The 21,230-nt window shown below is 72.6% G+C and carries 19 protein-coding genes and 1 other RNA gene; 15 read left to right on the plus strand and 5 right to left on the minus strand.

Going from position 1 to position 21,230, the window contains the following annotated elements; genetic code table 11:
* Positions 1 to 20: 20 nt before the first annotated feature.
* From EV292_RS01790 to EV292_RS01800, 3 genes are all read left to right on the plus strand, one after another.
* The gene (locus EV292_RS01790; protein WP_132907466.1) at positions 21 to 3,335 is read left to right on the plus strand and encodes a glycosyltransferase; all 3,315 of its coding nucleotides are present in this window, start codon (positions 21 to 23) and stop codon (positions 3,333 to 3,335) included.
* 165 nt (positions 3,336 to 3,500) lie between these two features.
* The gene (locus EV292_RS01795) at positions 3,501 to 4,901 is read left to right on the plus strand and encodes an NAD(P)H-hydrate dehydratase (RefSeq protein ID WP_132907467.1); all 1,401 of its coding nucleotides are present in this window, start codon (positions 3,501 to 3,503) and stop codon (positions 4,899 to 4,901) included.
* Positions 4,898 to 6,073, plus strand: coding sequence for a class I SAM-dependent RNA methyltransferase (locus EV292_RS01800; protein ID WP_132907468.1), 1,176 nt, complete (start codon positions 4,898 to 4,900; stop codon positions 6,071 to 6,073). The genes EV292_RS01795 and EV292_RS01800 overlap by 4 nt, the downstream gene beginning before the upstream one ends.
* 551 nt (positions 6,074 to 6,624) lie before the next feature.
* Here the strand turns inward: EV292_RS01800 and truA are convergent.
* Both truA and fmt read right to left on the minus strand, forming a co-directional pair.
* On the minus strand, positions 6,625 to 7,368 hold the full coding sequence (gene truA / locus EV292_RS01805) for a tRNA pseudouridine(38-40) synthase TruA (protein ID WP_132907469.1): 744 nt from the start codon (positions 7,366 to 7,368) through the stop codon (positions 6,625 to 6,627).
* Positions 7,365 to 8,270: a methionyl-tRNA formyltransferase gene (gene fmt, locus EV292_RS01810; RefSeq protein ID WP_132907470.1), complete on the minus strand. Its 906-nt coding sequence runs from the start codon at positions 8,268 to 8,270 to the stop codon at positions 7,365 to 7,367. Before fmt ends, truA begins: the two co-directional genes overlap by 4 nt.
* A 55-nt stretch (positions 8,271 to 8,325) precedes the next feature.
* On the opposite strand from fmt, the gene recR reads away from it, so the two are divergent.
* Both recR and def read left to right on the plus strand, forming a co-directional pair.
* Positions 8,326 to 8,922, plus strand: a complete 597-nt coding sequence (gene recR, locus EV292_RS01815) for a recombination mediator RecR (RefSeq protein ID WP_132908134.1) — start codon at positions 8,326 to 8,328, stop codon at positions 8,920 to 8,922.
* A gap of 45 nt (positions 8,923 to 8,967) precedes the next feature.
* Entirely contained in the window at positions 8,968 to 9,501 is a 534-nt protein-coding gene (gene def, locus EV292_RS01820) for a peptide deformylase (protein WP_132907471.1), read from the plus strand.
* A 4-nt stretch (positions 9,502 to 9,505) separates the two neighbouring features.
* On the opposite strand, the gene EV292_RS01825 is transcribed toward def, so the two are convergent.
* The 3 genes from EV292_RS01825 to EV292_RS01835 all read right to left on the minus strand — a co-directional run bounded on the left by EV292_RS01825 (position 9,506) and on the right by EV292_RS01835 (position 12,654).
* Positions 9,506 to 10,729, minus strand: coding sequence for an NAD(P)/FAD-dependent oxidoreductase (locus EV292_RS01825; protein WP_132907472.1), 1,224 nt, complete (start codon positions 10,727 to 10,729; stop codon positions 9,506 to 9,508).
* Position 10,730: 1 nt separating this feature from the next.
* Complete coding sequence (gene rpoH / locus EV292_RS01830) at positions 10,731 to 11,633, minus strand: RNA polymerase sigma factor RpoH (RefSeq protein WP_132907473.1); 903 nt, start codon at positions 11,631 to 11,633, stop codon at positions 10,731 to 10,733.
* 73 nt (positions 11,634 to 11,706) lie between these two features.
* Complete coding sequence (locus EV292_RS01835; RefSeq protein WP_132907474.1) at positions 11,707 to 12,654, minus strand: RluA family pseudouridine synthase; 948 nt, start codon at positions 12,652 to 12,654, stop codon at positions 11,707 to 11,709.
* A 22-nt stretch (positions 12,655 to 12,676) separates the two neighbouring features.
* On the opposite strand from EV292_RS01835, the gene EV292_RS01840 reads away from it, so the two are divergent.
* From EV292_RS01840 to rnpB, 10 genes are all read left to right on the plus strand, one after another.
* Positions 12,677 to 13,129, plus strand: a complete 453-nt coding sequence (locus tag EV292_RS01840; RefSeq protein WP_132907475.1) for a M67 family metallopeptidase — start codon at positions 12,677 to 12,679, stop codon at positions 13,127 to 13,129.
* Positions 13,130 to 13,138: 9 nt separating this feature from the next.
* A complete protein-coding gene (locus EV292_RS01845; protein WP_132907476.1) occupies positions 13,139 to 13,783 on the plus strand; it encodes a histidine phosphotransferase family protein in 645 nt (214 codons plus the stop codon).
* Positions 13,784 to 13,979: 196 nt separating this feature from the next.
* On the plus strand, positions 13,980 to 16,283 hold the full coding sequence (locus EV292_RS01850; RefSeq protein WP_132907477.1) for a chemotaxis protein CheW: 2,304 nt from the start codon (positions 13,980 to 13,982) through the stop codon (positions 16,281 to 16,283).
* Positions 16,280 to 16,720, plus strand: coding sequence for a chemotaxis protein CheW (locus EV292_RS01855; protein WP_132907478.1), 441 nt, complete (start codon positions 16,280 to 16,282; stop codon positions 16,718 to 16,720). The genes EV292_RS01850 and EV292_RS01855 overlap by 4 nt, the downstream gene beginning before the upstream one ends.
* 142 nt (positions 16,721 to 16,862) lie before the next feature.
* Positions 16,863 to 17,228, plus strand: a complete 366-nt coding sequence (locus tag EV292_RS01860) for a response regulator (protein WP_132907479.1) — start codon at positions 16,863 to 16,865, stop codon at positions 17,226 to 17,228.
* A gap of 78 nt (positions 17,229 to 17,306) precedes the next feature.
* Positions 17,307 to 18,323 (plus strand): chemotaxis protein CheB, encoded by a 1,017-nt coding sequence (locus tag EV292_RS01865; protein WP_243693554.1) that lies wholly within the window; start codon positions 17,307 to 17,309, stop codon positions 18,321 to 18,323.
* Entirely contained in the window at positions 18,320 to 19,171 is an 852-nt protein-coding gene (locus EV292_RS01870) for a protein-glutamate O-methyltransferase CheR (RefSeq protein WP_132907481.1), read from the plus strand. The genes EV292_RS01865 and EV292_RS01870 overlap by 4 nt, the downstream gene beginning before the upstream one ends.
* Positions 19,172 to 19,189: 18 nt before the next feature.
* On the plus strand, positions 19,190 to 20,107 hold the full coding sequence (locus EV292_RS01875) for a DMT family transporter (protein ID WP_243693555.1): 918 nt from the start codon (positions 19,190 to 19,192) through the stop codon (positions 20,105 to 20,107).
* Positions 20,104 to 20,793, plus strand: coding sequence for an N-acetylmuramoyl-L-alanine amidase (locus EV292_RS01880; RefSeq protein ID WP_132907482.1), 690 nt, complete (start codon positions 20,104 to 20,106; stop codon positions 20,791 to 20,793). The genes EV292_RS01875 and EV292_RS01880 overlap by 4 nt, the downstream gene beginning before the upstream one ends.
* Positions 20,794 to 20,832: 39 nt before the next feature.
* Positions 20,833 to 21,225: RNase P RNA component class A (gene rnpB / locus EV292_RS01885), an RNA gene on the plus strand.
* Positions 21,226 to 21,230: the final 5 nt, after the last annotated feature.

Here is a 21,230-nt window from a genome sequence, read left to right on the forward strand (position 1 = left end):
GCCGTTGCGAAGGCTCGCCCATGTCCGCCCCCGTCTTCTTCGATCCCACCGGGCGCCGCAGCCGCCACTCCAAGCGGGTGATCGCGGCGCTGCTGGTGGCGGTGGTGCTGGCCGCGATCGCCTTCGCGACGACCCTGGTGGCGGTGCCGCGCGGCGTCGACCTGCGCCTGCCGCTGCCGCGCGCGCATGCCGCCGCCGCGCGCGGCGAGCAACGGCGCCACGGGCTCGCCGCCTGGCTGCCGCATCGTCGCGCCCCCGCGGGCAAGGTCGCCAACCCCGCGCTCAGCATCGCCTTCTACGTGCCCGGGAACGACGACAGCCTCGCGTCCTTCCGCCGCAACGCCGCGGCGCTCGACTGGGTGGTGCCCGCGCTGATCAGCGTCGCCGGCCCGCAGCATCGCATCACCGTCGAGCATGACGCGCCGTTCGACCGCACCCTAGCGGCGCTGTCGCATGCCCCCAAGGTCTTGCCCATGGTGCAGAATTTCGGCGACAGCGAGTGGGACGGCAAGGGCAGCGCCGCGCTGCTCGCCGACCCGCGCGCGCGCGCCGACACGGCACGTCGCCTCGCCGCTTATGTCGCACAGCGGCGCGTCGGCGGGCTGGTGATGGACTTCGAGGCATTGCCCGCGGGCGCGATGCCATCCTACCTCCAGTTCCTGCGCACGCTCCATGCCGCGATGCCGCGCGGCACCGTGCTCGCGGTGACCGCCCCGGCCGAGGACGATAGCTGGCCGATCGCGGCGATCGCGCAAGCGACCGACAAGATCATCCTGATGGCCTATGACCAGCATTGGGAGGGCGGCACCCCCGGTCCGATCGCGGCGCAGGACTGGTTCATCCGCGAGGTCGAGGCGGCGCGGCGGATCGTCCCCGCGGACCGGCTGGTGGTGGCGCTCGGCAGCTACGCCTATGACTGGCACGGCGATGCCACCGACGCGCTGTCGATCGAGGAGGCCTGGCTCGCCGCGCACGACAGCGAGGCGCCGATCGGCTTCGATCCCGCCAGCGGCAACGCCAGCTTCGCCTATGACGAGGACGGGCAGCGTCACACCGTGTGGATGCTCGACGCCGCGACGAGCTGGAACGAGATGCAGGTGCTGCGCCAGCTCGGCATCGGGAGCGTCGCGCTGTGGCGGCTGGGCAGCGAGGATCAGGGTTTCTGGGCCGACCTCGTCGCGATGCGCACCGGCGGCCGCCCCGACCTGCGCCGGCCGACCGCGCTGCTCAACACCGATATCGAGGGGTCGGGTGAGATCCTGCGGATCACCGCGACGCCGACCCCCGGTCAGCGCACCCTGTTCGCCGACCGCCAGGGATTGATCCGCCGCGAGCGCTATGACGCGCTGCCGACACCGTATGTCGTCCGCCGCGCCGGCGCGGCCGATCCGAGGAAGCTGGCACTGACGTTCGACGACGGCCCCGACGCGACCTGGACGCCGCGCATCCTCGACGTGCTCGAGGCGGCGCACGTCCCCGCGACCTTCTTCGTGATCGGCGGCAACGCGCTCCAGCATCCCGCGCTGCTCAACCGCATCGTCCGCGACGGCGGCGAGATCGGCAATCACAGCTACACCCACCCCAATATGGCGCGGCTCGGCCCGCGCGAGACCGCGCTGGAGCTGAACGCGACGCAGCGACTGGTCCAGGCCTATACCGGGCGCTCGATGACGTTGTTCCGCGCGCCGTATTTCGGCGACGCCGAGCCGACCACCGCGGACGAGCTGGAGCCAGCGCTCCAGGCGCAGCGCGCGGGCTATACGATCGTCGGGCTCCACGTCGATCCCAATGACTGGCAGCGTCCGGGCGCGGACGCGATCGTCCAGCAGGTGCTCGATCAGGTCCACGCCGCCACCCCCGAGAAGTCGGGCAACGTGATCCTGCTCCACGATGGCGGCGGCGATCGGTCCGAGACGGTGGCGGCCCTGCCGCGGATCATCGCGCGGCTCCGCGCCGAGGGTTATACGTTCGTCACGGCCTCGCAGCTCGTCGGTGCCACCCCGGCGCAGGCGATGCCCCTGGTCGCGGAGGGAGACCTATGGGCGGTGCGCACCGACGTCGCGGTGTTCGTGGTGCTCGCCGCGCTGGCGGCGACCCTGACCTGGCTCTTCTATCTCGCCATCTCGCTCGGGATCGCGCGCGCGGTGCTGATGGCGGGGCTTGCCTGGGCGCAGGCGCGGCGGCGCCGCCCCGAGCCGCCCGTGTTCGCGCCGAGCGTCTCGGTGGTGATCCCGGCCTATAACGAGGAGCGCGTCATCGTCGCCTCGATCGAGCGCGTGCTCGCCAGCGACTATCCCCAGCTCGAGGTGATCGTCGCCGACGATGGCTCGACCGACGCCACCAGCGCGGTGGTCGAGGCCGCCTTCGCCGCCGACCCGCGCGTGCGCTTGCTGACGCTCGCCAACGGCGGCAAGGCGTCCGCGCTCAACCGCGCGCTGTTGGTGGCCACGGGCGAGGTCGTGATCGCGCTCGACGCCGACACGCAGTTCGAGCCCGCGACGATCCGCCGCCTCGCGCGCTGGTTCGCCGACCCGCGGATCGGCGCGGTCGCGGGTGACGCGCGGGTGGGCAATCGCGTCAATCTGGTCACGCGCTGGCAGGCGGTGGAATATATCACCGCTCAGAATCTGGAGCGGCGCGCGCTCGCCGGCTTCGACGCGATGACGGTGGTACCCGGGGCGGTCGGCGCGTGGCGGCGCGCGGCGCTCGACGCGGTCGGCGGCTATCCCGAGGACACGCTGGCCGAGGACCAGGACCTCACCATCGCGATCCAGCGCGCGGGCTGGCGCGTGACGTACGATCCCAGCGCGGTGGCGTGGACCGAGGCGCCGGAGAGCTTCCGCGCGCTCGCCAAGCAGCGCTTCCGCTGGGCGTTCGGTACTTTGCAATGCCTGTGGAAGCATCGCGCGGTGCTGCGGACGCGCAAGCCCTCGGGGCTCGCCTTGGTGGGGCTGCCGCAAGCGTGGCTGTTCCAGATCGCCTTCGCCGCGATCTCGCCGCTGATCGATCTCGCCTTGCTCGTCTCGATCGCGGGAACCGCGCTGCGCGTGGTGCAGCACGGCTGGGCGCAGACCAGCGGCGATGTCGCGCGCATGGGGGTCTATTGGCTCGACTTCACCGCGATCGACGTGCTGTGCGGCTGGCTCGCCTATCGGCTCGACGGCCATCGCGTCCGCTATCCCGCGCATCTGCTCGTGGCACAGCGGCTGGTCTATCGCCAGATCATGTACGGTGTCGTGCTGCGCGCGATCGCGGCGGCGATCGGCGGCTGGCTGGTCGGCTGGGGCAAGCTGGAGCGCAGCGGTCGCGTGACCGCCGCCGGCGCGGGAGCGTGACCGACGGCTAGCGCAGGTCCGGCCGGATCCGCCGGGGATGCGACGACTTTCTCGCGATCGGCGCGACCGCCCGCATTGACACGCGGCCCCGCTTGCGGCTCTGACGGCACGCCCGCGTCGGCGCGACCGACGCCCGCCCGGAACAAGCGAGGGATCTAGGACGCCATGACGCCGCTCGACGGCACGATCGTGCTGGAGGCCGCCGCGATGCGCGCCGCCGAGCAGGCGGCGATCGCCGCGGGGGACAGTGTCGAGTCGCTGATGCAGCGCGCCGGGCGCGCGATCGGCGATGCGGTGCATCGTCTCGCGGGCGCGCACGCGGTGCTGGTGATCTGCGGCCCCGGCAACAACGGGGGTGACGGCTATCTCGCCGCGGCGCGGCTGCGTGCGCTCGGGCGCCACGTGCGCGTCGCTGCCGCGAGCGCGCCGCGTGGCGCCGCCGCTCGTGCCGCCCGCGATGCCTGGGGCGCGGCGGTCGAGCCGCTCGCCGAGGCCAAGGCCGCACCTGTGCTGGTCGATGCGCTCTACGGCACCGGGTTGAGCCGCGCGATCGAGCCGGCGGACGCCGCCGCGCTGGCGCGGCTCGTCGCGGCGGCGACGCTGGCGATCGCGGTGGACCTCCCCAGCGGGACGGCGAGCGACGACGGCGCTCTGCTCGGCGAGGTGCCGGCCTTCCATGTCACGCTCGCGCTGGGCGCGGCCAAGCCGTCGCATCTGCTCCAGCCCGCCGCCGCGCGCTGCGGATCGGTGCGCGTGCTGCCGCTCGGCATCGCGATCGAGGGGACCACGCGCGCGCTCGCCGCACCCGCGCTGGCCCCGCCGCCGGTCGACAGCCACAAGTTCAGCCGCGGCATGATCGCGGTGATCAAGGGGCGGATGGCGGGTGCGGGGGAGCTCGCCGTGCGCGCCGCGATGCGGGCGGGGGCAGGCTATGTCACGCTGCTCGGCGCGACTATCCCGCAGGCGCCGCACGCGCTGGTGCGCCGCTCGATCGAGCGCGACGACCCGCTCGCCGACACGCGCATCGGCGCGCTGGTGGTCGGCCCCGGGCTCGGCCGCGACGATCACGCGCGCGAGCTGCTCGAGCGCGCGCTGGCGAGCGACCGCGCGCTGCTGATCGACGGCGACGCGCTCCACCTCGTCACGCCCGAGCGGCTGCGCGCGCGCGGCGGCACGATCGTGCTCACGCCGCACGCGGGCGAGTTTCACGCGCTGTTCGGCGAGGCCCGCGGCTCCAAGCTCGCCGCCGCGCGCGAAGCGGCGGAGCGCGCCGGGGCCGTCGTCGTCTACAAAGGCCCCGACACCGTGATCGCCGCGCCCGACGGCCGTGCCCTGCTCGCGGGCGAGGCGAGCAGCTGGCTCTCCACCGCGGGCAGCGGCGACGTGCTGGCGGGCGCGATCGCGGCGCGGGTCGCGGGTGATGGCGACCCGCTCGACGCGGCGGCGGCGGGCGTGTGGCTGCACGCCGCGGCGGCGCGCCAGCTCGGCGCCGGCTTCATCGCCGACGATCTCGCCGAGGCGCTCGCCCCCGCGCTCGCCGCGGCGATCCGGGAGACGCGCGCGTGAGCCTCATCGTCAAGGTCGCCGGTCGCGGCGACGGCGTCACCGCCGACGGGCGGTACGCCGCCTTCGCCGCGCCGGGCGACACGCTGGCGGACGACGGCAGCGTCCTGCCCGGCCCGCACCACCAGGTGCCGCCGTGCCGGCATTTCCCGACCTGCGGCGGCTGCCAGCTCCAGCATCTCGACGATCCGAGCTGGGCGGGCTTCATCACCGAGCGGGTCGAGTCGGCGCTGGCGGCGCAGGGACTCGTCGCGCCGATCCGCGCGCCGCTGCTGTCGCCGCCGCGGACACGGCGGCGTGCGACGCTCCACTTCGAGCCGTCGGGGCGGCTCGGTTTCAGCGCGGAGAAGAGCCACCAGCTCGTCGATTTGCAGGAATGCCACGTGCTCGCGCCCGAGCTGTTCGCGCTGGTCAAGCCGCTCAAGCGGCTGCTCGCCTCGTTCAGGGCGAAGCGGCGGCTCGACGTGCATCTCGCGCTGGCCGACCAGGGGCCGGACGTGCTGATCACCGGTGTCGCGCCCGAGGGATTGCAGCACCACGAGTCGATCACCGCCTTCGCCCAGGCGCACGGCGTCGCACGCGTGGCGTTCGACGACGGGCTCGGCGCGGAGACGCGCTGGGAGCCCGAGCCCGCGACGGTGACGCTCGGCGGCGTCGCGGTGCCGCTGCCGCCCGGCGCCTTCCTTCAGGCGACGCGCGAGGGCGAGGCGGCGCTGGTCGCGGCCGCGCGCGAGGCGATGGGTGCGCCGCGCACCGTGGCGGACCTGTTCGCGGGGCTCGGCACCTTCGCGCTGGCGCTGCCCGCGCGGGTCTATGCGGCGGAGGGCGGGCGCGACGCGCTGCTGGCGCTCAAGGCGGCGGCGGGGCGGGCGGGGCTGCCGGTCTTCACCGAGCATCGCGATCTGTACCGCCGCCCGCTCACCGCGACCGAGCTCGACCGGTTCGACGCGGTGGTGCTCGACCCGCCGCGCGCCGGCGCGCGCGAGCAGGCCGCGCAGCTGGCCGCGAGCAAGGTGCCGGTGGTGGCGTATATCTCGTGTAATCCGAGTAGCTTCGCACGTGATGCTAAGGAGATGGTCGAGGTCGGCTATCGGCTCGACTGGGTGCAGCCGGTGGGGCAGTTCCGCTGGTCGACCCATGTCGAGCTCGCGGCACGGCTGTCGCGGGAGGGGTGACCGCACTCCCGCCGCGGCGTGGGATAGGGGTTCACGCGGAGGCGCGGAGGCGCGGAGGCGCAGAGAAGACGCTCCGGCGGGCGGAGGTTGGCGGTCTCCAATTGCCTTCCGGGATGGAAGAGGGTTCACGCGAAGACGCGAAGACGCGAAGCGTCAATCATCCACCTGCGCCGTCTAATGGCCAGGAGCGCTCAAGCGTGAGGCTCGCTCACGAGCCTCGGGGCTATAGGTTTGGGCGCTCAGTCCCTCTGCGCCTCCGCGCCTCCGCGCCTCCGCGTGAAATTTCGCTCTCTCCACGAGCAGATCGTTGCGGAGTTGCTCAACTTGAGGACCTAGCCACCGTGTTCCGGCGAACGCCGGAATTCAGGGCCAAGCAGAGCAACACCTCGCAGGGCGTGCAACCCTGTGCTCCTGTGTCCGCAAGAGCACAGAAGCGATCGTCGCGACGATCCCCGCGAGGCGGAGCGCCCGACGTCGGCGCCGTGTCAGACCACGCTCGCGCGGTCATCCTTCGCGTCTTCGCGTCTTCGCGTGAACCATCCTAGCGCCGCTCAAGCCGGATAGCGCGCCCCGACGAAATACAGCCCGTCCGGCGGCGCATTGAGCCCGAGCCGCGCGCGATCCGCTGCCCGCAAGGCATCCCCCAGATCGTCCGCGCTCCACCGCCCGAGCCCGACCAGCGCGAGGCAGCCCACCATCGACCGCACCTGATGGTGGAGGAACGACCGCGCCGCCACGTCCACCGCGAGCCGGTCGCCGTCGCGAGCCACCGCGATCGAGTCGAGCGTCTTGACCGGGCTGGCCGACTGGCAGTGCGCCGAGCGGAAGGTGGTGAAATCATGCTGCCCGACCAGCCGTTGCGCTGCCGCGTGCATCGCCTCGGCGTCGAGCGGCTGGGTCACCTGCCACGCGAGGCCGCGCTCCAGCGTCAGCGGCGCGCGGCGATTGACGATCCGGTAGCTGTATGCGCGGCCCAGGCAGGAGAAGCGCGCGTGCCAGTCGTCCGCCACCGCCTCGCACGCGGTGACCGCGACCGGCGCGGGCCGCAGTCGCGCGTTGAGCGCCTCGCCGAGGCGAAAGGCGGTGAGCGGCTTGGCGACGTCGAGATGCGCGCGCATCGCGGTGGCGTGGACGCCCGCGTCGGTGCGGCCGGCGGCGTGGACCACCACTGTCTCGCCCGTGACCGCGTGCGCCGCCTCCTCGATCGCCTGTTGCACGCTCGGGCCGTGCGCCTGCCGCTGCCAGCCCATGAACGGCCGCCCGTCGAACTCGACGGTGAGCGCGTACCGGGTCACAGCCTCGTGCCCGGCGGCAGCGCGAAGCCGCGCAGCAGCTCGCCCGCGTCCATCTCGCCGCGCCCGGCGCGCTGCACCCGCAACAGCCGGATCGCGCCGCTGCCGCAGGCCACCAGTAGCGTGTCGTCGAGCACCTCGCCCGGCGCGCCGGCCCCGTCCTCGACGCGCGCGGCGCGCACCTTGATCCGCTCGCCTTCGTGCTCGACGAAGGCGCCCGGCGCGGGATCGAAGGCGAGTATCTGACGCTCGACCTGGGCGGCGGGCGCGGTGAAGTCGAGCCGCGCCTCCTCCTTGCTGATCTTGGCGGCGTAGGTGACGCCCTCCTCGGGCTGCGGCCGCGGCGGGTAGGCGGCGGGGTCGGCGAGCACCTGCACCATCAGCCGCGCGCCCATCGCGGCGAGCTCGGCGGTGAGCTGGCCCGCGCTCTTGCCCGCACAGGGCGTGCGCCCCTCGATCCGCACCGGCCCGGTGTCGAGCCCCGCCTCCATCTGCATGATGCCCACGCCGGTCTGGGCGTCGCCGGCCAGGATCGCGCGCTGCACCGGCGCCGCGCCGCGCCAGCGCGGCAGCAGCGAGCCGTGGACGTTGAGGCAGCCGAGCCGGGCTGCGTCGAGCACCGCGCGCGGCAGGATAAGGCCATAGGCGGCGACCACCGCCACGTCGGCGTTCAGCGCCGCGAAGTCGACCTGCGCGCCCGCGTCGCGCAGCGTCACCGGGGTCCGGACCGCCAGTCCGAGCGCCTCGGCGCGGCGCTGCACCGGCGACGCGACCAGCTCGCGGCCGCGTCGCCCGCCGGGGCGCGGCGGCTGGCTGTACACCGCGGCGATGTCGTGCCCGGCGGCCACCACAGCGTCGAGCGTCGGCACCGCGAACTCGGGGGTTCCCATGAAGATGATCCGCATGGCGCCAGCTCTCGACACGCTGGCGCGGCGCGACGCAACCCCCTATCTGTTCCGCATGGCTTCCCCCGAGATCGAGGCGCTGACCAACGCGCTGGCGCGGCTCCCCGGTTTCGGGCCGCGCTCGGCGCGCCGCGCGGTGCTCCACCTCGTCAAGAAGCGCGAGGGCGCGCTGGTGCCGCTGCGCTCGGCGCTGGTGGCGGTGGAGGAGCGGCTGTCGACCTGCTCGACCTGCGGCAACGTCGACACCACCGACCCGTGCGCGATCTGCGCCGACCCCCGCCGCGACGACCGCTCACTCTGCGTCGTCGAGGACGTGGCCGATCTCTGGGCGCTGGAGCGGTCGCGGCTGTTCCCGGGGCGCTTCCACGTGCTCGGCGGGCGGCTCTCCGCGCTGGAGGGCGTGCGCCCCGAGGACCTGTCGATCGAGCCGCTGCTCGCGCGCGTCGCGGGCGGCGGAGTGGACGAGGTGGTGCTGGCGATGAACGCGACGCTCGAGGGCCAGACCACCGCGCATTATCTCGCCGAGCGGCTCGAGCGCTTCCCGGTGCGGCTCACCCAGCTGGCGCACGGCCTGCCGGTCGGCGGCGAGCTCGACTATCTCGACGAGGGCACGCTGGCGCAGGCGCTGCGCGCGCGGCGCCCGGTGGCGTGAGCGCGCTCGCTTGACGCTTCTCCGGCGCGCCCCTAGCTCGCGCGCATGGCCATTCTTCCGATCGTAGAGGTACCCGACGCGCGGCTGCGCGAGACCTGCGCCCCCGTCGCGGAGGTGACCGACGAGGTGCGCGGCATCGTCGCCGACATGTTCGACACGATGTACGACGCGCGCGGGATCGGGCTCGCCGCGATCCAGGTCGGCATCCTGCGACGGATCGTCGTGATCGACCTGCAGGAGCGCGAGCTGGAGGAGGGCGAGCCGCCCGAGGCGGCGCGCGCGCCCCAGGCCTTCATCAACCCCGAGATCAGCTGGGTGAGCGAGGAACAGTCGAGCTACAACGAGGGCTGCCTGTCGATCCCCGAACAGTACGCCGAGGTGACCCGCCCCGAGCGCTGTCGCGTGACCTGGCTCGACACCGCTGGCGAGCGCCACGAGGCGGAGTTCGACGGGCTGATGTCGACCTGCATGCAGCATGAGATCGACCATCTCAACGGCGTGCTGTTCATCGACCATATCTCGCGGCTGAAGCGGGGCATGTTGCTGAAGAAGCTGGACAAGCTTCGCCGCGGCGGGTGAGCGGTCAGCCGCGCCGGTCGAGGATCGCGCGCGCGGCGGCCGACCCGCTCGCGAAAGCGCCGTGCGCGGTGGAGAAATCGTGCGGCGAACAGGCCTCGCCCGCGAAGAAAAGCCGCGCGTCGACCGGCGCCGCCAGCACCGCGCGCGCGCCGGCGTGGCCGATCGCGGCGTGCGAGTAGCTGCCGCCGATCCACGGTTCGTGCCGCCAGCGCGTCGCGGTGACCGGATGGAGCCGCGCGCGCCACTCTCCGCCGAGCAGCGCGACGAGTTCGTCGATCACGAAGGCCGCGGCGGCGTCGCTATCCTCCAGCGCGTCGGCGGTCGGGCCGCCGAGAAAGCTCTCGATCACCGGAAAACCGAAGGGTGAGAGCCGGTGGCTCGCGGTGTCGGCCGAGTAAGGATTGCCCATCAGATGCGTGTCGGCGGGCCAGTCGGGCCGGTCGACGCGCAGCATCACCTTGTCCGCGACGCCGAGCGGCAGCGTGGCCGCGGCGTCGATCTTGTCGGGCAGCGGCGGGTCGAACACGATCGCGCCGCGCGCCAGTATCGGGGTGGGAACGGCGATCACCACCGCCGCGGTCTCGATCGCGCCGCCGTCGCTCTCCACGCGGATGCGCGCGCCACGATGGTCGACCCGGGTCACCGCGCAGCCGAGCCGCACCGGCAGCCCGCGCGCATGATCGGCGATCAGCGTGCCGTAGCCCTCGCGAACGGCCCAATTGTCCTCGGTCGCGGCATCCTCGTAGGCGAGCCAGTCGTGCAGCGAGACATCGTCGATCGCGGCGCCATTGGCGAAGCGCGAGATCGCGTCGAGCAGCGGCCGCCAGCGCTCGTCGGGCGGTACCGCGGCGCCGAGCGCGCGATCGGGCGCCGTGGCAAGGGCGTGCGCCGCCGCGGTCATCCGCTCGCGCGCGGCGTTGGCGGCCTGGTGGTCGGCGCGCGGGAAGCCGAGGTCGCGCCACTGTTCGCCCCAGCGCGCGGTGTCGGTGGCGACGGTAAAACCGCGCGCGCGCGCGATCGCGGTCCAGGAATTGCGCCGGGCCGAGTGGAGCCAGCCGCAGCCGAGATCCACCACGGCGTCGCCGATGGCGAGGCTGTGCGCGCGCCCGCCGAGCCGGTCGCCCGCCTCGAGCAGCAGCACGTCGCGCCCGGCGTCGTGGAGCTGGCGCGCCGCGGCGATGCCCGCGGCACCGCCACCGACGATCACCGCATCCGCGCCGGCCGGCATGTCAGGCGGTCAGCAGCCGCTTCTCGCCTGCCAGCCGCATCATCGCGCGCTGGAGCTTCTCGAACGCGCGCACCTCGATCTGGCGGACCCGCTCGCGGCTGACACCATAGACCTGGCTCAGCTCCTCCAGCGTCTTGGGGTCGTCGGTGAGACGCCGCTCGGTGAGGATGTGCTTCTCGCGGTCGTTGAGGTCGGCCATCGCGTTGACCAGCATGTCGTGGCGCACGTCGGCCTCCTGCTGGTCGGCGACGACCTTGTCCTGCAACGGGGCGTCGTCCTGCAGCCAGTCCTGCCACTGGCCCTCGCCGTCCTCGCGCATCGAGACGTTGAGCGAGGTGTCGCCGCCCATCGCCATGCGCCGGTTCATGCTGACCACGTCGGCCTCGGTGACGCCGAGATCGGTCGCGATCTTCTGCACGTCCTCGGGGCGCAGGTCGCCGTCCTCGAACGCGTCGAGCCGCGCCTTCATGCGGCGCAGGTTGAAGAACAATTTCTTCTGCGCCGCGGTGGTGCCCATCTTCACCAGGCTCCACGAGCGCAGGATGAATTCCTGGATCGAGGCGCGGATCCACCACATCGCATAGGTGGCGAGGCGGAAGCCGCGGTCGGGCTCGAACTTCTTCACGCCCTGCATCAGGCCGATATTGCCCTCGGAGATCAGCTCGCTGACCGGCAGGCCGTAGCCGCGATAGCCCATCGCGATCTTGGCGACGAGACGCAGGTGGCTGGTGACGAGCTGCGCCGCCGCCTCGGTGTCGCCATGCTCCTGGAAGCGCTTGGCGAGCATATATTCCTGCTCGGGCGCCAGGATCGGGAATTTCTTAATCTCGGCGAGATAGCGGTTGAGGCTCTGCTCCCCGCCGAGCGCAGGGATCGTCGCCGGGACGTTGCTGCGTGCTGCCATGATCCTTGATCTCCCTTCCTGGCGGGAAACGCGGCGATCTCCGGCCAAGTGCCGGACGATGCGCGCTTCGCACCTATACGATGAGCTGACTGAACAGTTCCTGCATGTCCCGCGGCATCGCACTGTCGAACGACAAGGCGTCGCCAGTGATCGGGTGGATGAACCCGAGGCGGGCGGCGTGCAAGGCCTGACGGCGGAAACCGAGCGTTTCCAAGACGCCGCGATGTGCCTGTTTCGTTCTACCATAGACCGGGTCGCCCAGCAAGGCATGGCCGAGCGACGCCATATGGACGCGGACCTGGTGGGTCCGCCCGGTCTCGAGCCGGCATTCCACCAGCGCGGCGTCGCGCAGCGGCTGGAGCAGCGTGTAATGCGTCACCGCGCGCTTGCCGCCCGCGACGATCGCGACCTTCTTTCGGTTGGCGGCCGAGCGCGCCAGCGGCGCGTCGACGCTGCCCGCCGCTGGCATCGGCCGGCCGTTGACGATCGCGCGGTAGCGCCGGTCGATCGTGTGCGCGGCGAACTGCTTGGCGAGGCCCTCGTGCGCGCGGTCGGTCTTGGCCGCGACCATCAGCCCCGACGTGTCCTTGTCGATGCGATGCACGATCCCCGGTCGCGCCACGCCGCCGATCCCCGACAGCGAGCCGTCGCAATGATGCAGCAGCGCGTTGACCAAGGTGCCGTCGAGATTGCCGGCGGCGGGATGAACCACCAGCCCGGCGGGCTTGTCGACGACGATGAGGTGATCGTCCTCGAACGCCACCACGAGCGGAATGTCCTGCGCCTCGTTGTGCGCGGGGGCAGGGGCCGGGACCGCGACCGCATAGGCCTCGCCGGCGCGCGACTTGCGCGCCGGATCGCGCACCGCCGCGCCCGCTTGGGTGACCTGGCCCGCGTTGATCAGCACCTTCAGCCGCTCGCGTGACAAGGTCGGCACCGCCTCGGCGAGCGCGCGGTCGAGCCGCCAGCCGTCGGCGGCGGGCGCGATCGTCGCGCTGATGATGGCAACCCCCCGGTCCATTGGTACGTGCTATGTGGCGACGATGGTCGAGATTTCAATCCACCTGCGTGACGAACTGGTCGCTGCCGCCGGCGCGAGCGCCGATGAGATATGCGGCCTGCTGCTCGGTCGCGGTGAACGGATCGAGCGGGTCGTGCCGTGCCGCAACGTCGCGGCGACACCCGCGACCCGCTTCGAGCTCGATCCCGCCGCGCTGCTGGCCGCGCACCGCGCCGCGCGCCAGGGCGGCCCGGCGGTGCTCGGCCACTACCACTCGCATCCGAGCGGCGACGCGCGCCCGTCGCCGCGCGACGCCGCCGACGCCGCGCCCGACAACAGTCTGTGGCTCATCGTCGCGGGCGGCGCGGTCACCGCGTGGCGCGCGCGGGCGGACGGCGCGCTCCACGGCCGCTTCGACGCGGTGGCGCTGCGCGACGACGGTTGCGGAGCCGGCGACGACCCGCCACAAGGCGGCGACGCCCCCCGCGCGGAGTAATCCCCCGACATGACGATCAGCCCGGTCGACTTCGCTTCCCTGTTGTGCTCGCGCCTGTGCCACGACCTGCTGTCGCCGGTCGGCGCGCTCAACAACGGGCTCGAGCTGCTCAACGACGAGACCGATCCCGAGATGCGCGCGCGCTGCCTCGAGCTGCTCAACGAGAGCGCGCGGGTCTCGGCCAACAAGCTCAAGTTCTTCCGCCTGGCGTTCGGCGCGGCGGGCGGGTTCGGCGAGCGCGTCGACGTGCGCGAGGCGCGCCAGGCGGTCGAGGGGCTGCTCGGCGACAACAAGCGGCTCCAGCTGCAATGGCTGATCGAGGAGGCCGAGCTGCCCAAGGCGGCGGTCAAGGTGCTGCTCAACCTCGCGCTGATCGCGGGCGATACGCTGGTGCGCGGTGGCACGGTGACGATCGGAGTCGAGGAGACCGCCGAGACGACCGAGATCGTGCTGCGCGCCGAGGGGCCGCGGCTGGTGCTCGACCCCGAGCTGCGCGCGACCCTCACCGACGGCGCGGGCGCCGAGGCGATCACGCCGCGCGCCGCGGCGGCGTTCCTGGTCAACGCGATTGCGGCCGAGGCGGGGGGCTCGGTGATGGTGAGCGACGCGGTGGACGGAACGTTGCTGTTCGGCGCGGCGCTGCCGAACCGCTAGGTCGAGCTCAGGGGAGCGGCAGCCAAGAGGCTTCCTCGGCGGCGCGCCGACCAACGCGGCCGAAGTCGATCAAGCTGCCGCTTCGAAACGCCCCGTCGCCGCCGTGATCGATCACGCGCCGCCGCTCCCTCAGTAAACACCCTTTTAACCGCCGCCGTGCCATGCCGCGCTCGCCGACAGGAGGCGACGGGGCCGCATGGACGATCTGCTGCAGGAATTCATCGCCGAGACACGCGAGACGCTGGAGGCGCTCTCGGGTGAGATCGTCGGTTGGGAGGCCGATCCGAGCGATCGCGCGCGGCTCGATTCGATCTTCCGCTTCGTCCACACGATCAAGGGCAGCTGCGGCTTCCTCGACCTGCCGCGGCTCGCCCGGCTGAGCCACGCCGCCGAGGACGCGCTCGCCGCGGTGCGCGGCGGTGACCGCGTGCCCGACAGCGCCTTAGTCAGCGCCATCCTCGCCATCATCGATCGCATCGGCGACCTGGTCGAGGCGATCGACGCGGGCGAGTCGCTCGACGACGGCGGCGAGGCGCTGCTGATCGCCGCGCTCGACGCCGCCTCCAGCGCTACCCCCGCCACCCCCGCCGACCTCGCCACCCCCGCGCTGCCCGATGCCGCCGCGCTCGCCGCCACCGCGCAGCGCGCCGGGCACAAGCGCTCGGTCCGCCTCTCGGTCGACCTGCTCGACCGCATGATGAGCGGCGTGTCGGACATGGTGCTCGCGCGCAATCAGCTCGCGCGCCACCTGCGCCAGATCGAGGATCCCCGGCTCGAGGCCATGCTCGAGCGGCTCAGCCTGTCCGTCGACGAGCTGCGCGACACCGTCACGCGCACGCGCATGCAGCGCGTCGAGGCGCTGTTCTCGGCCCTGCCGCGGCTGGCGCGCGATTCCGCCGCCTCGCTCGGGAAAGCGGTGTCGCTCGTGATCGAGGGCGGCGACGTCGAGCTGGACCGCGAGATGATCGAGCTGCTGCGCGACCCGCTGGTCCATATCGTCCGCAACGCGGTCGACCATGGGCTGGAGGACCGCGCCGACCGCATCCTCGCGGGCAAGACCGGCACCGGCGAGCTGCGCGTCGTCGCGCGTCAGGCGGGCAATCTCATCATCATCGACATCGTCGACGACGGTCGCGGCGTCGACACCGATCGGCTCGTCGCCAAGATCCTGCGCGACCAGCCGTCGCGCGCCGCCGAACTGCGCGGGCTCGACGAGGAGGGGCGGCTGCGGCTGATCTTCGAGCCCGGCCTGTCGTCGCGCGACGAGGTCACCGCGCTGTCGGGCCGCGGCGTCGGCATGGACGTGGTCAAAGCCAATGTCGAACAGGCGGGCGGGCGGATCTCGCTGGTCAACCGGCCGGGGCAGGGGCTCACCGTCTCGCTCGAGGTGCCGCTGACGCTCGCCATCCTCAACGCGGTGCTGGTCGATGCCGCGGGCACGCGCTTCGCGGTGCCGCGCCAGTCGGTCGACGAGATCGTCGCGGTCGACGGCGGCGCGGTGCGGGTCGATCGCGTCGGCGCAGGGTCGGTCGTGCTGCTGCGCGGCCAGCGGCTGCCGATGGTCGAGCTGGGCGACCTGCTCGATCGCGCGCCCGCCGAGCCGCCGCGCTATCTCGCCATCGTGTCGCTGCGCGAGGGTCGGTTCGCGCTGGCGCTCGACGGCGTGCGCGACACGCAGGAGCTGGTGGTGAAGCCCGCCGCGCCCGCCGTCATGCGCGCGGGGATCTATGCCGGGCAGATGCTGCCCGACGATGGTCTGCCGATCCTGCTGCTCGACTGTTCCGGCATCGCCGCCAAGGCGGGGCTGACCTTCGAACAGGTGCAGGTCCAGGCCACCGCCGCGGTCGCGGTGGAGGCGGTGCGCGCGCTGCTCTTCCTCGACGTCGACGGCGAGCGCCGCCTGATCGTCTCGGACGCGGTGGACCGGATCGAGAAGGTCGCGGCGGGGGCGGTGCGCTCGCTCGCGGGCGGCACCTGGCTGACGATCGACGGTCGCTCGGTCCCGGTCTGGGCCGGGCAGGGCGTCGTCGCCGAGACGGTCCGTACCGTGCTGCGGCTCCAGGCGGACGGGCTCGAACTGGCCTATCCGGTCGAGGAGGCGATGGAGATCGTCCCGCTGCCGGGCGAGCTCGCCCCGGCGGCGGACCCGCACGGCGTGATCGCGGGACTGGCGGTGATCGATGGCGAGCCGATCGAGCTGGTCGACCCGCTCGCGCTGTTCGGCGCCTTGCCCGTCGCCGCCGAGCGCCCGCTCTGCCTGCTTCACGGCAGCGAGGGGGCGTGGATGGAGGCCTTTCTCAAGCCGACGATCGAGCAGGCCGGCTATCGCGTCGTCCGCGCGATCGCACCGGGCGAGCGCGCCGCGGTGGCGCTCGCGATCGACGAGGAAGCGGACAGCGCGCCCGCGCCCGCGCTGCGGCTCAGTCGCACGCGCGGCCAGCCGCTCTACCGTTATGATCGCGGCGCGCTGATCGCCGCGCTGAAGGAGCATCGCGCATGATCGGATCGCTGCAACTGGTGGCGCGGATCGGTGGCTGCGGCGTCTTGTTCGACGCCGAGCGGGTCGATTCGGTCGTCGAGGTCGGGGCGGTCGTGCCGGCGCCCGGCGCATCGGCGTCGGTCATCGGCCTGGCGGCGATGCGGAGCCGCGTCGCCACCGTGCTCGACGTGCGCGCGTTGCTGGGTGTCGAGCGCTGCCCCGAGGAGAAGCCGCGCGAGGGGGGACGGGCCGTGGCGACGATCGTCGACGGCCACCTCTACGCGATCGCGGTCGACTCGCTGGAGGATGTCTCGACCTTCCAATTGGGTGCGGCGCCGGCCGGGCTCGATACTGCGGGCGAATGGGACTTCGTCACCGGCATCGGCGAGGGGCAGCAGGAAACCCTGCTCGCGCTCGACGTCGACCGGCTGGTGGCGCGTGCCAGCGCGCTGGCCTGACCGGGTCTCAGTGGATCCGCGCTTTCACCGCTTCAATGCCCGATGACGTCGCGATCCGACCCACTTTCGCCCGTGCCGTTAACGTCAAACTTACCCCTCGCGCGGCACAAGGATGTCACGCCCGATATTGCAGGAACAGCCGATGAAGACTTGCCTGATCGTCGATGATTCCAAGGTGATCCGCAAGGTCGCCCGGCATATCCTGGAGACGCTCGACTTCACCGTCTCCGAGGCGGGCGACGGGCGCGAGGCGCTCACCGCGTGCCGCGCGGCCTGCCCCGACGTCATCCTGCTCGACTGGAACATGCCGGTGATGAGCGGGATGGAGTTCCTGCGCGCGCTCGGCGACGAGACGCTGCCGGCGCGCCCCAAGGTGGTGTTCTGCACGACCGAGAACGGCATGGCGCACATCCGCGCGGCGATCGAGGCCGGCGCCGACGAATATGTCATGAAGCCGTTCGATCGCGAGACGCTGCAGAGCAAGCTCCAGATCGTCGGCGTCGCCTGATCCCCGCCGCCCCGCCGCGCCCGGCCGATGCCTGCCATGCCGCAGATCGCATCTTCTCTCGCTCCGCCGCACCCGGCCGTGCCGCGTGTCCTGATCGTCGACGATTCGGCGGTGGCACGCGCGGCGCTGGGCCGGTACATCGAGCATAGCGGCCGGTTCCGGCTGGCGGCGGCGGTGGCGGACGCGTCGCGCGCGCTGTCCTTCCTAGCGACCGAGCGCGTCGACCTCATCCTGCTCGACCTCGAGATGCCGCGGCAGAGCGGGATCGACGCGCTGCCGGCCCTGCTCGCCGCAGGGGCGGGCGCGCGCGTGCTGATCGTGTCGAGCGCCGCCGCGGAAGGCGCCGAGGTGACGATGCGTGCGCTCGCGCTCGGCGCGGCCGACACGCTGGTGAAGCCCGTCGCGGGCGCGTTCGCGAGCCGCTTCGGCGAGACGCTGTTGGCGCGGCTCGATGTCCTCGCCGGTCCGGCCGCCGTGCCCGAGGCGCCGCGGCGCAGCGTCGCCGCCGCACCTGCGCCGGCCTTCGACGCCATCGCGATCGGCGCCTCCACCGGCGGCATCCACGCGCTCGCCTCGCTGCTCGCCGAGGTGCCGCTCGCGGTGGCGCAACCGATCTTCGTCACCCAGCATCTGCCGCCCTCCTTCTCGCCCTATTTCGCGGCGCAGGTCGGCGTCTCCGCCAAACGGCCCAGCCTGCTCGCGCAGGATCATGGCCGCGTTCGCGCCGGCGAGCTGCTGATCGCGCCCGGCACCGCGCACCTGCTGGCGTACCCGCTCCATGACGGCACGGTGGGCACGCGGCTGTCGCAGGCCCCGGCGCCAACCGGTAACCTGCCCTCGGTCGATCCGATGTTCGCCAGCCTCGCCGCCACGTACGGCCCGCGGCTGCTCGCGATCGTGCTGAGCGGCATGGGGCGCGACGGGCTGGAAGGCGCGCGCGCGGTGCGCGATGCCGGCGGTACGATCCTGGTGCAGGATCGCTCGACCTCGGTGGTGTGGGGAATGCCCGGCGCGGTCGCCAAGGCGGGGCTGGCGCAGGGCGTGATGTCGCCCGCCGAGATCGGCGCCGCCATCGCCGCGGGGGGCGCACGATGAGCGCCGCGCCGGGCGCCACGCCCGTGACGATCGACGCCGGCTCGGCGCAGGTCTTCGCCGCGCTGCTCGAGGCGCGCACGGGGCAGCGGATCGCCGCCGGCCGCAGCTGGCGGTTCGACGCCGCCCTCAAACCCCTGCTCCAGTCGCTCGGGCTCGACCGGGTGGAGCAATTGACGGCGAGGCTGATGGAACGTCACGACAACGCGCTCGCCGACCGAATCGTCGACTCGCTGCTCAACCAGGAAACCTCCTTCTTCCGCGACGCCGGCGTGATCGAGTCGGCGGCCAAATTGGTGCAGGAGCAGCCCGCCCCCGCACGGGTCTGGTGCGCCGCCTGCGCCACGGGGCAGGAGCCGCTGTCGCTGGCGATGCTGTTCGCCGAGGCGGGCGGCGCGATGCCCGAGATCGTCGCCACCGACGTGTCCGCCGCCGCGATCGCGCGCGCGCGGGCGGGCAGCTACAGCCAGTTCGAGATCCAGCGCGGCCTCCCGATCCGGCGCATGATGCAATGGTTCGAGAGCGCCCCCGACAATCACTGGGCCGCACAGCCGCGGCTGCTCTCCGCGATCAGCTATCGCCGGCACAATCTGGTGGTGGATCCCGCGCCGCCGGGCACGTTCGACCTGATCCTGTGTCGCAACGTGCTGTTCTATCTCGCGCCGCATCTGCGCGAACAGGTGCTGGAGCGGCTCGCCGCGGCGCTGAAGCCGAGCGGCGTGCTGCTGCTCGGCGCGGGCGAGACCGTGATCGGCCAGTCCGAACAGCTGCGCCCATGCCGGCGCGCGCGCGGCTTCTACGAGCGCGTGAACGCGCCCGACGATGCGGAGCGGCTTTACACCACGCGCTAAGTCCGCGATTCGGCGCGGGTGACGAGCGCCGCTCCGCCTCCTGCCACCGCCTTCGGCGCGCGCGATCTCGCCGTGGTGGTGATGATGAACCTGCTGTGGGGGCTCAACATCGTCGCGGTGAAGGAGGCGGTGGAGTTGGTCCCGCCGATCACCGCGGGCATGCTGCGCCAGCTGATCGTGCTGCTGGTCTGCGCCAGCGCGCTGCGGATCGTGCCGGGCAAGATGGTGCCGCTGCTCGCGCTGGGCGTGCTCTCGGGCGGACTGTTCTACGTCTTCATCAATCTCAGCCTCGCTGTGTCCGACAATGTCGGCGCGCTGGCGATCGCGGGGCAGCTCGGCGTGCCCTTCTCGCTGCTGCTCGCGATCCTGGTGCTGCGCGAACGGATCCACGCGCCGCGCGTGATCGGTATCCTGCTCGCCTTCGCCGGTGTGGGCCTGCTGGTGTTCGATCCCGCCGCGGCGCGCGAGGGGCTGGGGCTGGCGCTGACCGCGGCGAGCAGCCTGGTCTGGGCGATCTGCTCGCTGATCCAGCGCCGGCTGGTCGGCGTGCCGGTGCTGACGATCTACGCCTGGATCGGGCTGCTCGGCACGCTGACGCTGGGGCTGACCTCCTGGTGGGTCGAGCCCGGCGCGATCGCGGCGCTGCCACGGGCGCCGATCGCGGCGCTGCTGCCGATCGCTTTCTCGGGCATCGGCTCGACCGTGCTCGGCCATGGCTCGATGATGTGGCTGCTCCAGCGCCATCCGGTGTCGACCGTCACGCCGCTGACGCTCGCCGCGCCAGTGGTCAGCGTCGCCGCCGCATCCTATTGGTTCGGCACGCCGCTGACCTGGCCGATGGTGGCCGGGGGCGCGGTGGCGATGCTGGGGGTCGCGATCGTGACGATCCGGACGGCGGCGCAGGGCGAGCGGACGAAAGGTGAGCGGCAGGGATGAAGTGCGTCGAGGCCCCGTCCCCCAACCACAACGAGCGCGCGCTGCCGATCTCGATGATCGTGCTCCATTACACCGGGATGCGCAGCGCCGCGGAAGCGATCGCCCGGCTGCGCGACCCCGCCGCCGAGGTGTCGAGCCATTATGTCGTCGACGAGGACGGCACGATCCTCCGGCTGGTCGACGACGAGCGACGCGCCTGGCACGCGGGCAAGGCGCATTGGCGCGACGTCGACGACGTCAACTCGGCCGCGATCGGGATCGAGATCGTCAACCCCGGGCATGAGTTCGGCTATCGCGCCTTTCCCGAGCCCCAGATCGACGCGGTGATCCGCCTCGTCGCGCACCTCAAGGACAAGTACGAGATCACGCGCGGCAATATCGTCGGCCATTCCGACGTCGCGCCCGCGCGCAAGCGTGACCCGGGCGAGCTGTTCCCGTGGCACCGGCTGGCGCGGCTGCGGCTGGCGCTGCCGCGGCCGACCAAGAACCTGATGGACCCGTTCTGGAGCGAGCCCGCCTTCTGCCTCGCGCTCGAGCGCTTCGGCTATGACGTCACCGACCGGATGGCGGCGATCATGGCGTTCCAGCGGCGCTTCCGCCCCGAGCTGATCGACGGCGAGATCGACGCCGAGTGCCGCATGATCCTGCTGGCGTTGCTCTTGCCGCGACCGCGCGGCGACGACTGACGCTTCCCACGCGCCGCCGCAGCCGCTAGGGCGACCGCGCCAGGGGGCCGGGCGGCCGCGTCACGCGTGAGCGTGCCGAGGAAAGTCCGGGCTCCACGGAACGACGGTGGCGGGTAACGCCCGCCGGCCAAGGGCGCGAGCCCGCGGTCAGGGACAGTGCAACAGAGAGCAGACGGCCACGGCTTCGGCCGGGCCAAGGTGAAAGGGTGCGGTAAGAGCGCACCGCGCGGCCGGCAACGGTCGTGGCACGGTAAACCCCACCGGGAGCAAGACCGAATAGGGGCGGCAGGGGCGCGTTCGCGCGTCCGGGGCGTGTTCCCGCTCGCCGCCCGGGTTGGTCGCTGGAGCGCGTCGGCGACGGCGCGCCGAGAGGAATGGTCGCCCAGTCCCGAGAGGGATGGACAGAACCCGGCTTACAGGCCCCCTGGCATTTTCGC

The sequence above is a fragment of the Sphingomonas sp. BK235 genome, assembly GCF_004345855.1.
Classification (GTDB): Bacteria; Pseudomonadota; Alphaproteobacteria; order Sphingomonadales; family Sphingomonadaceae; genus Sphingomonas.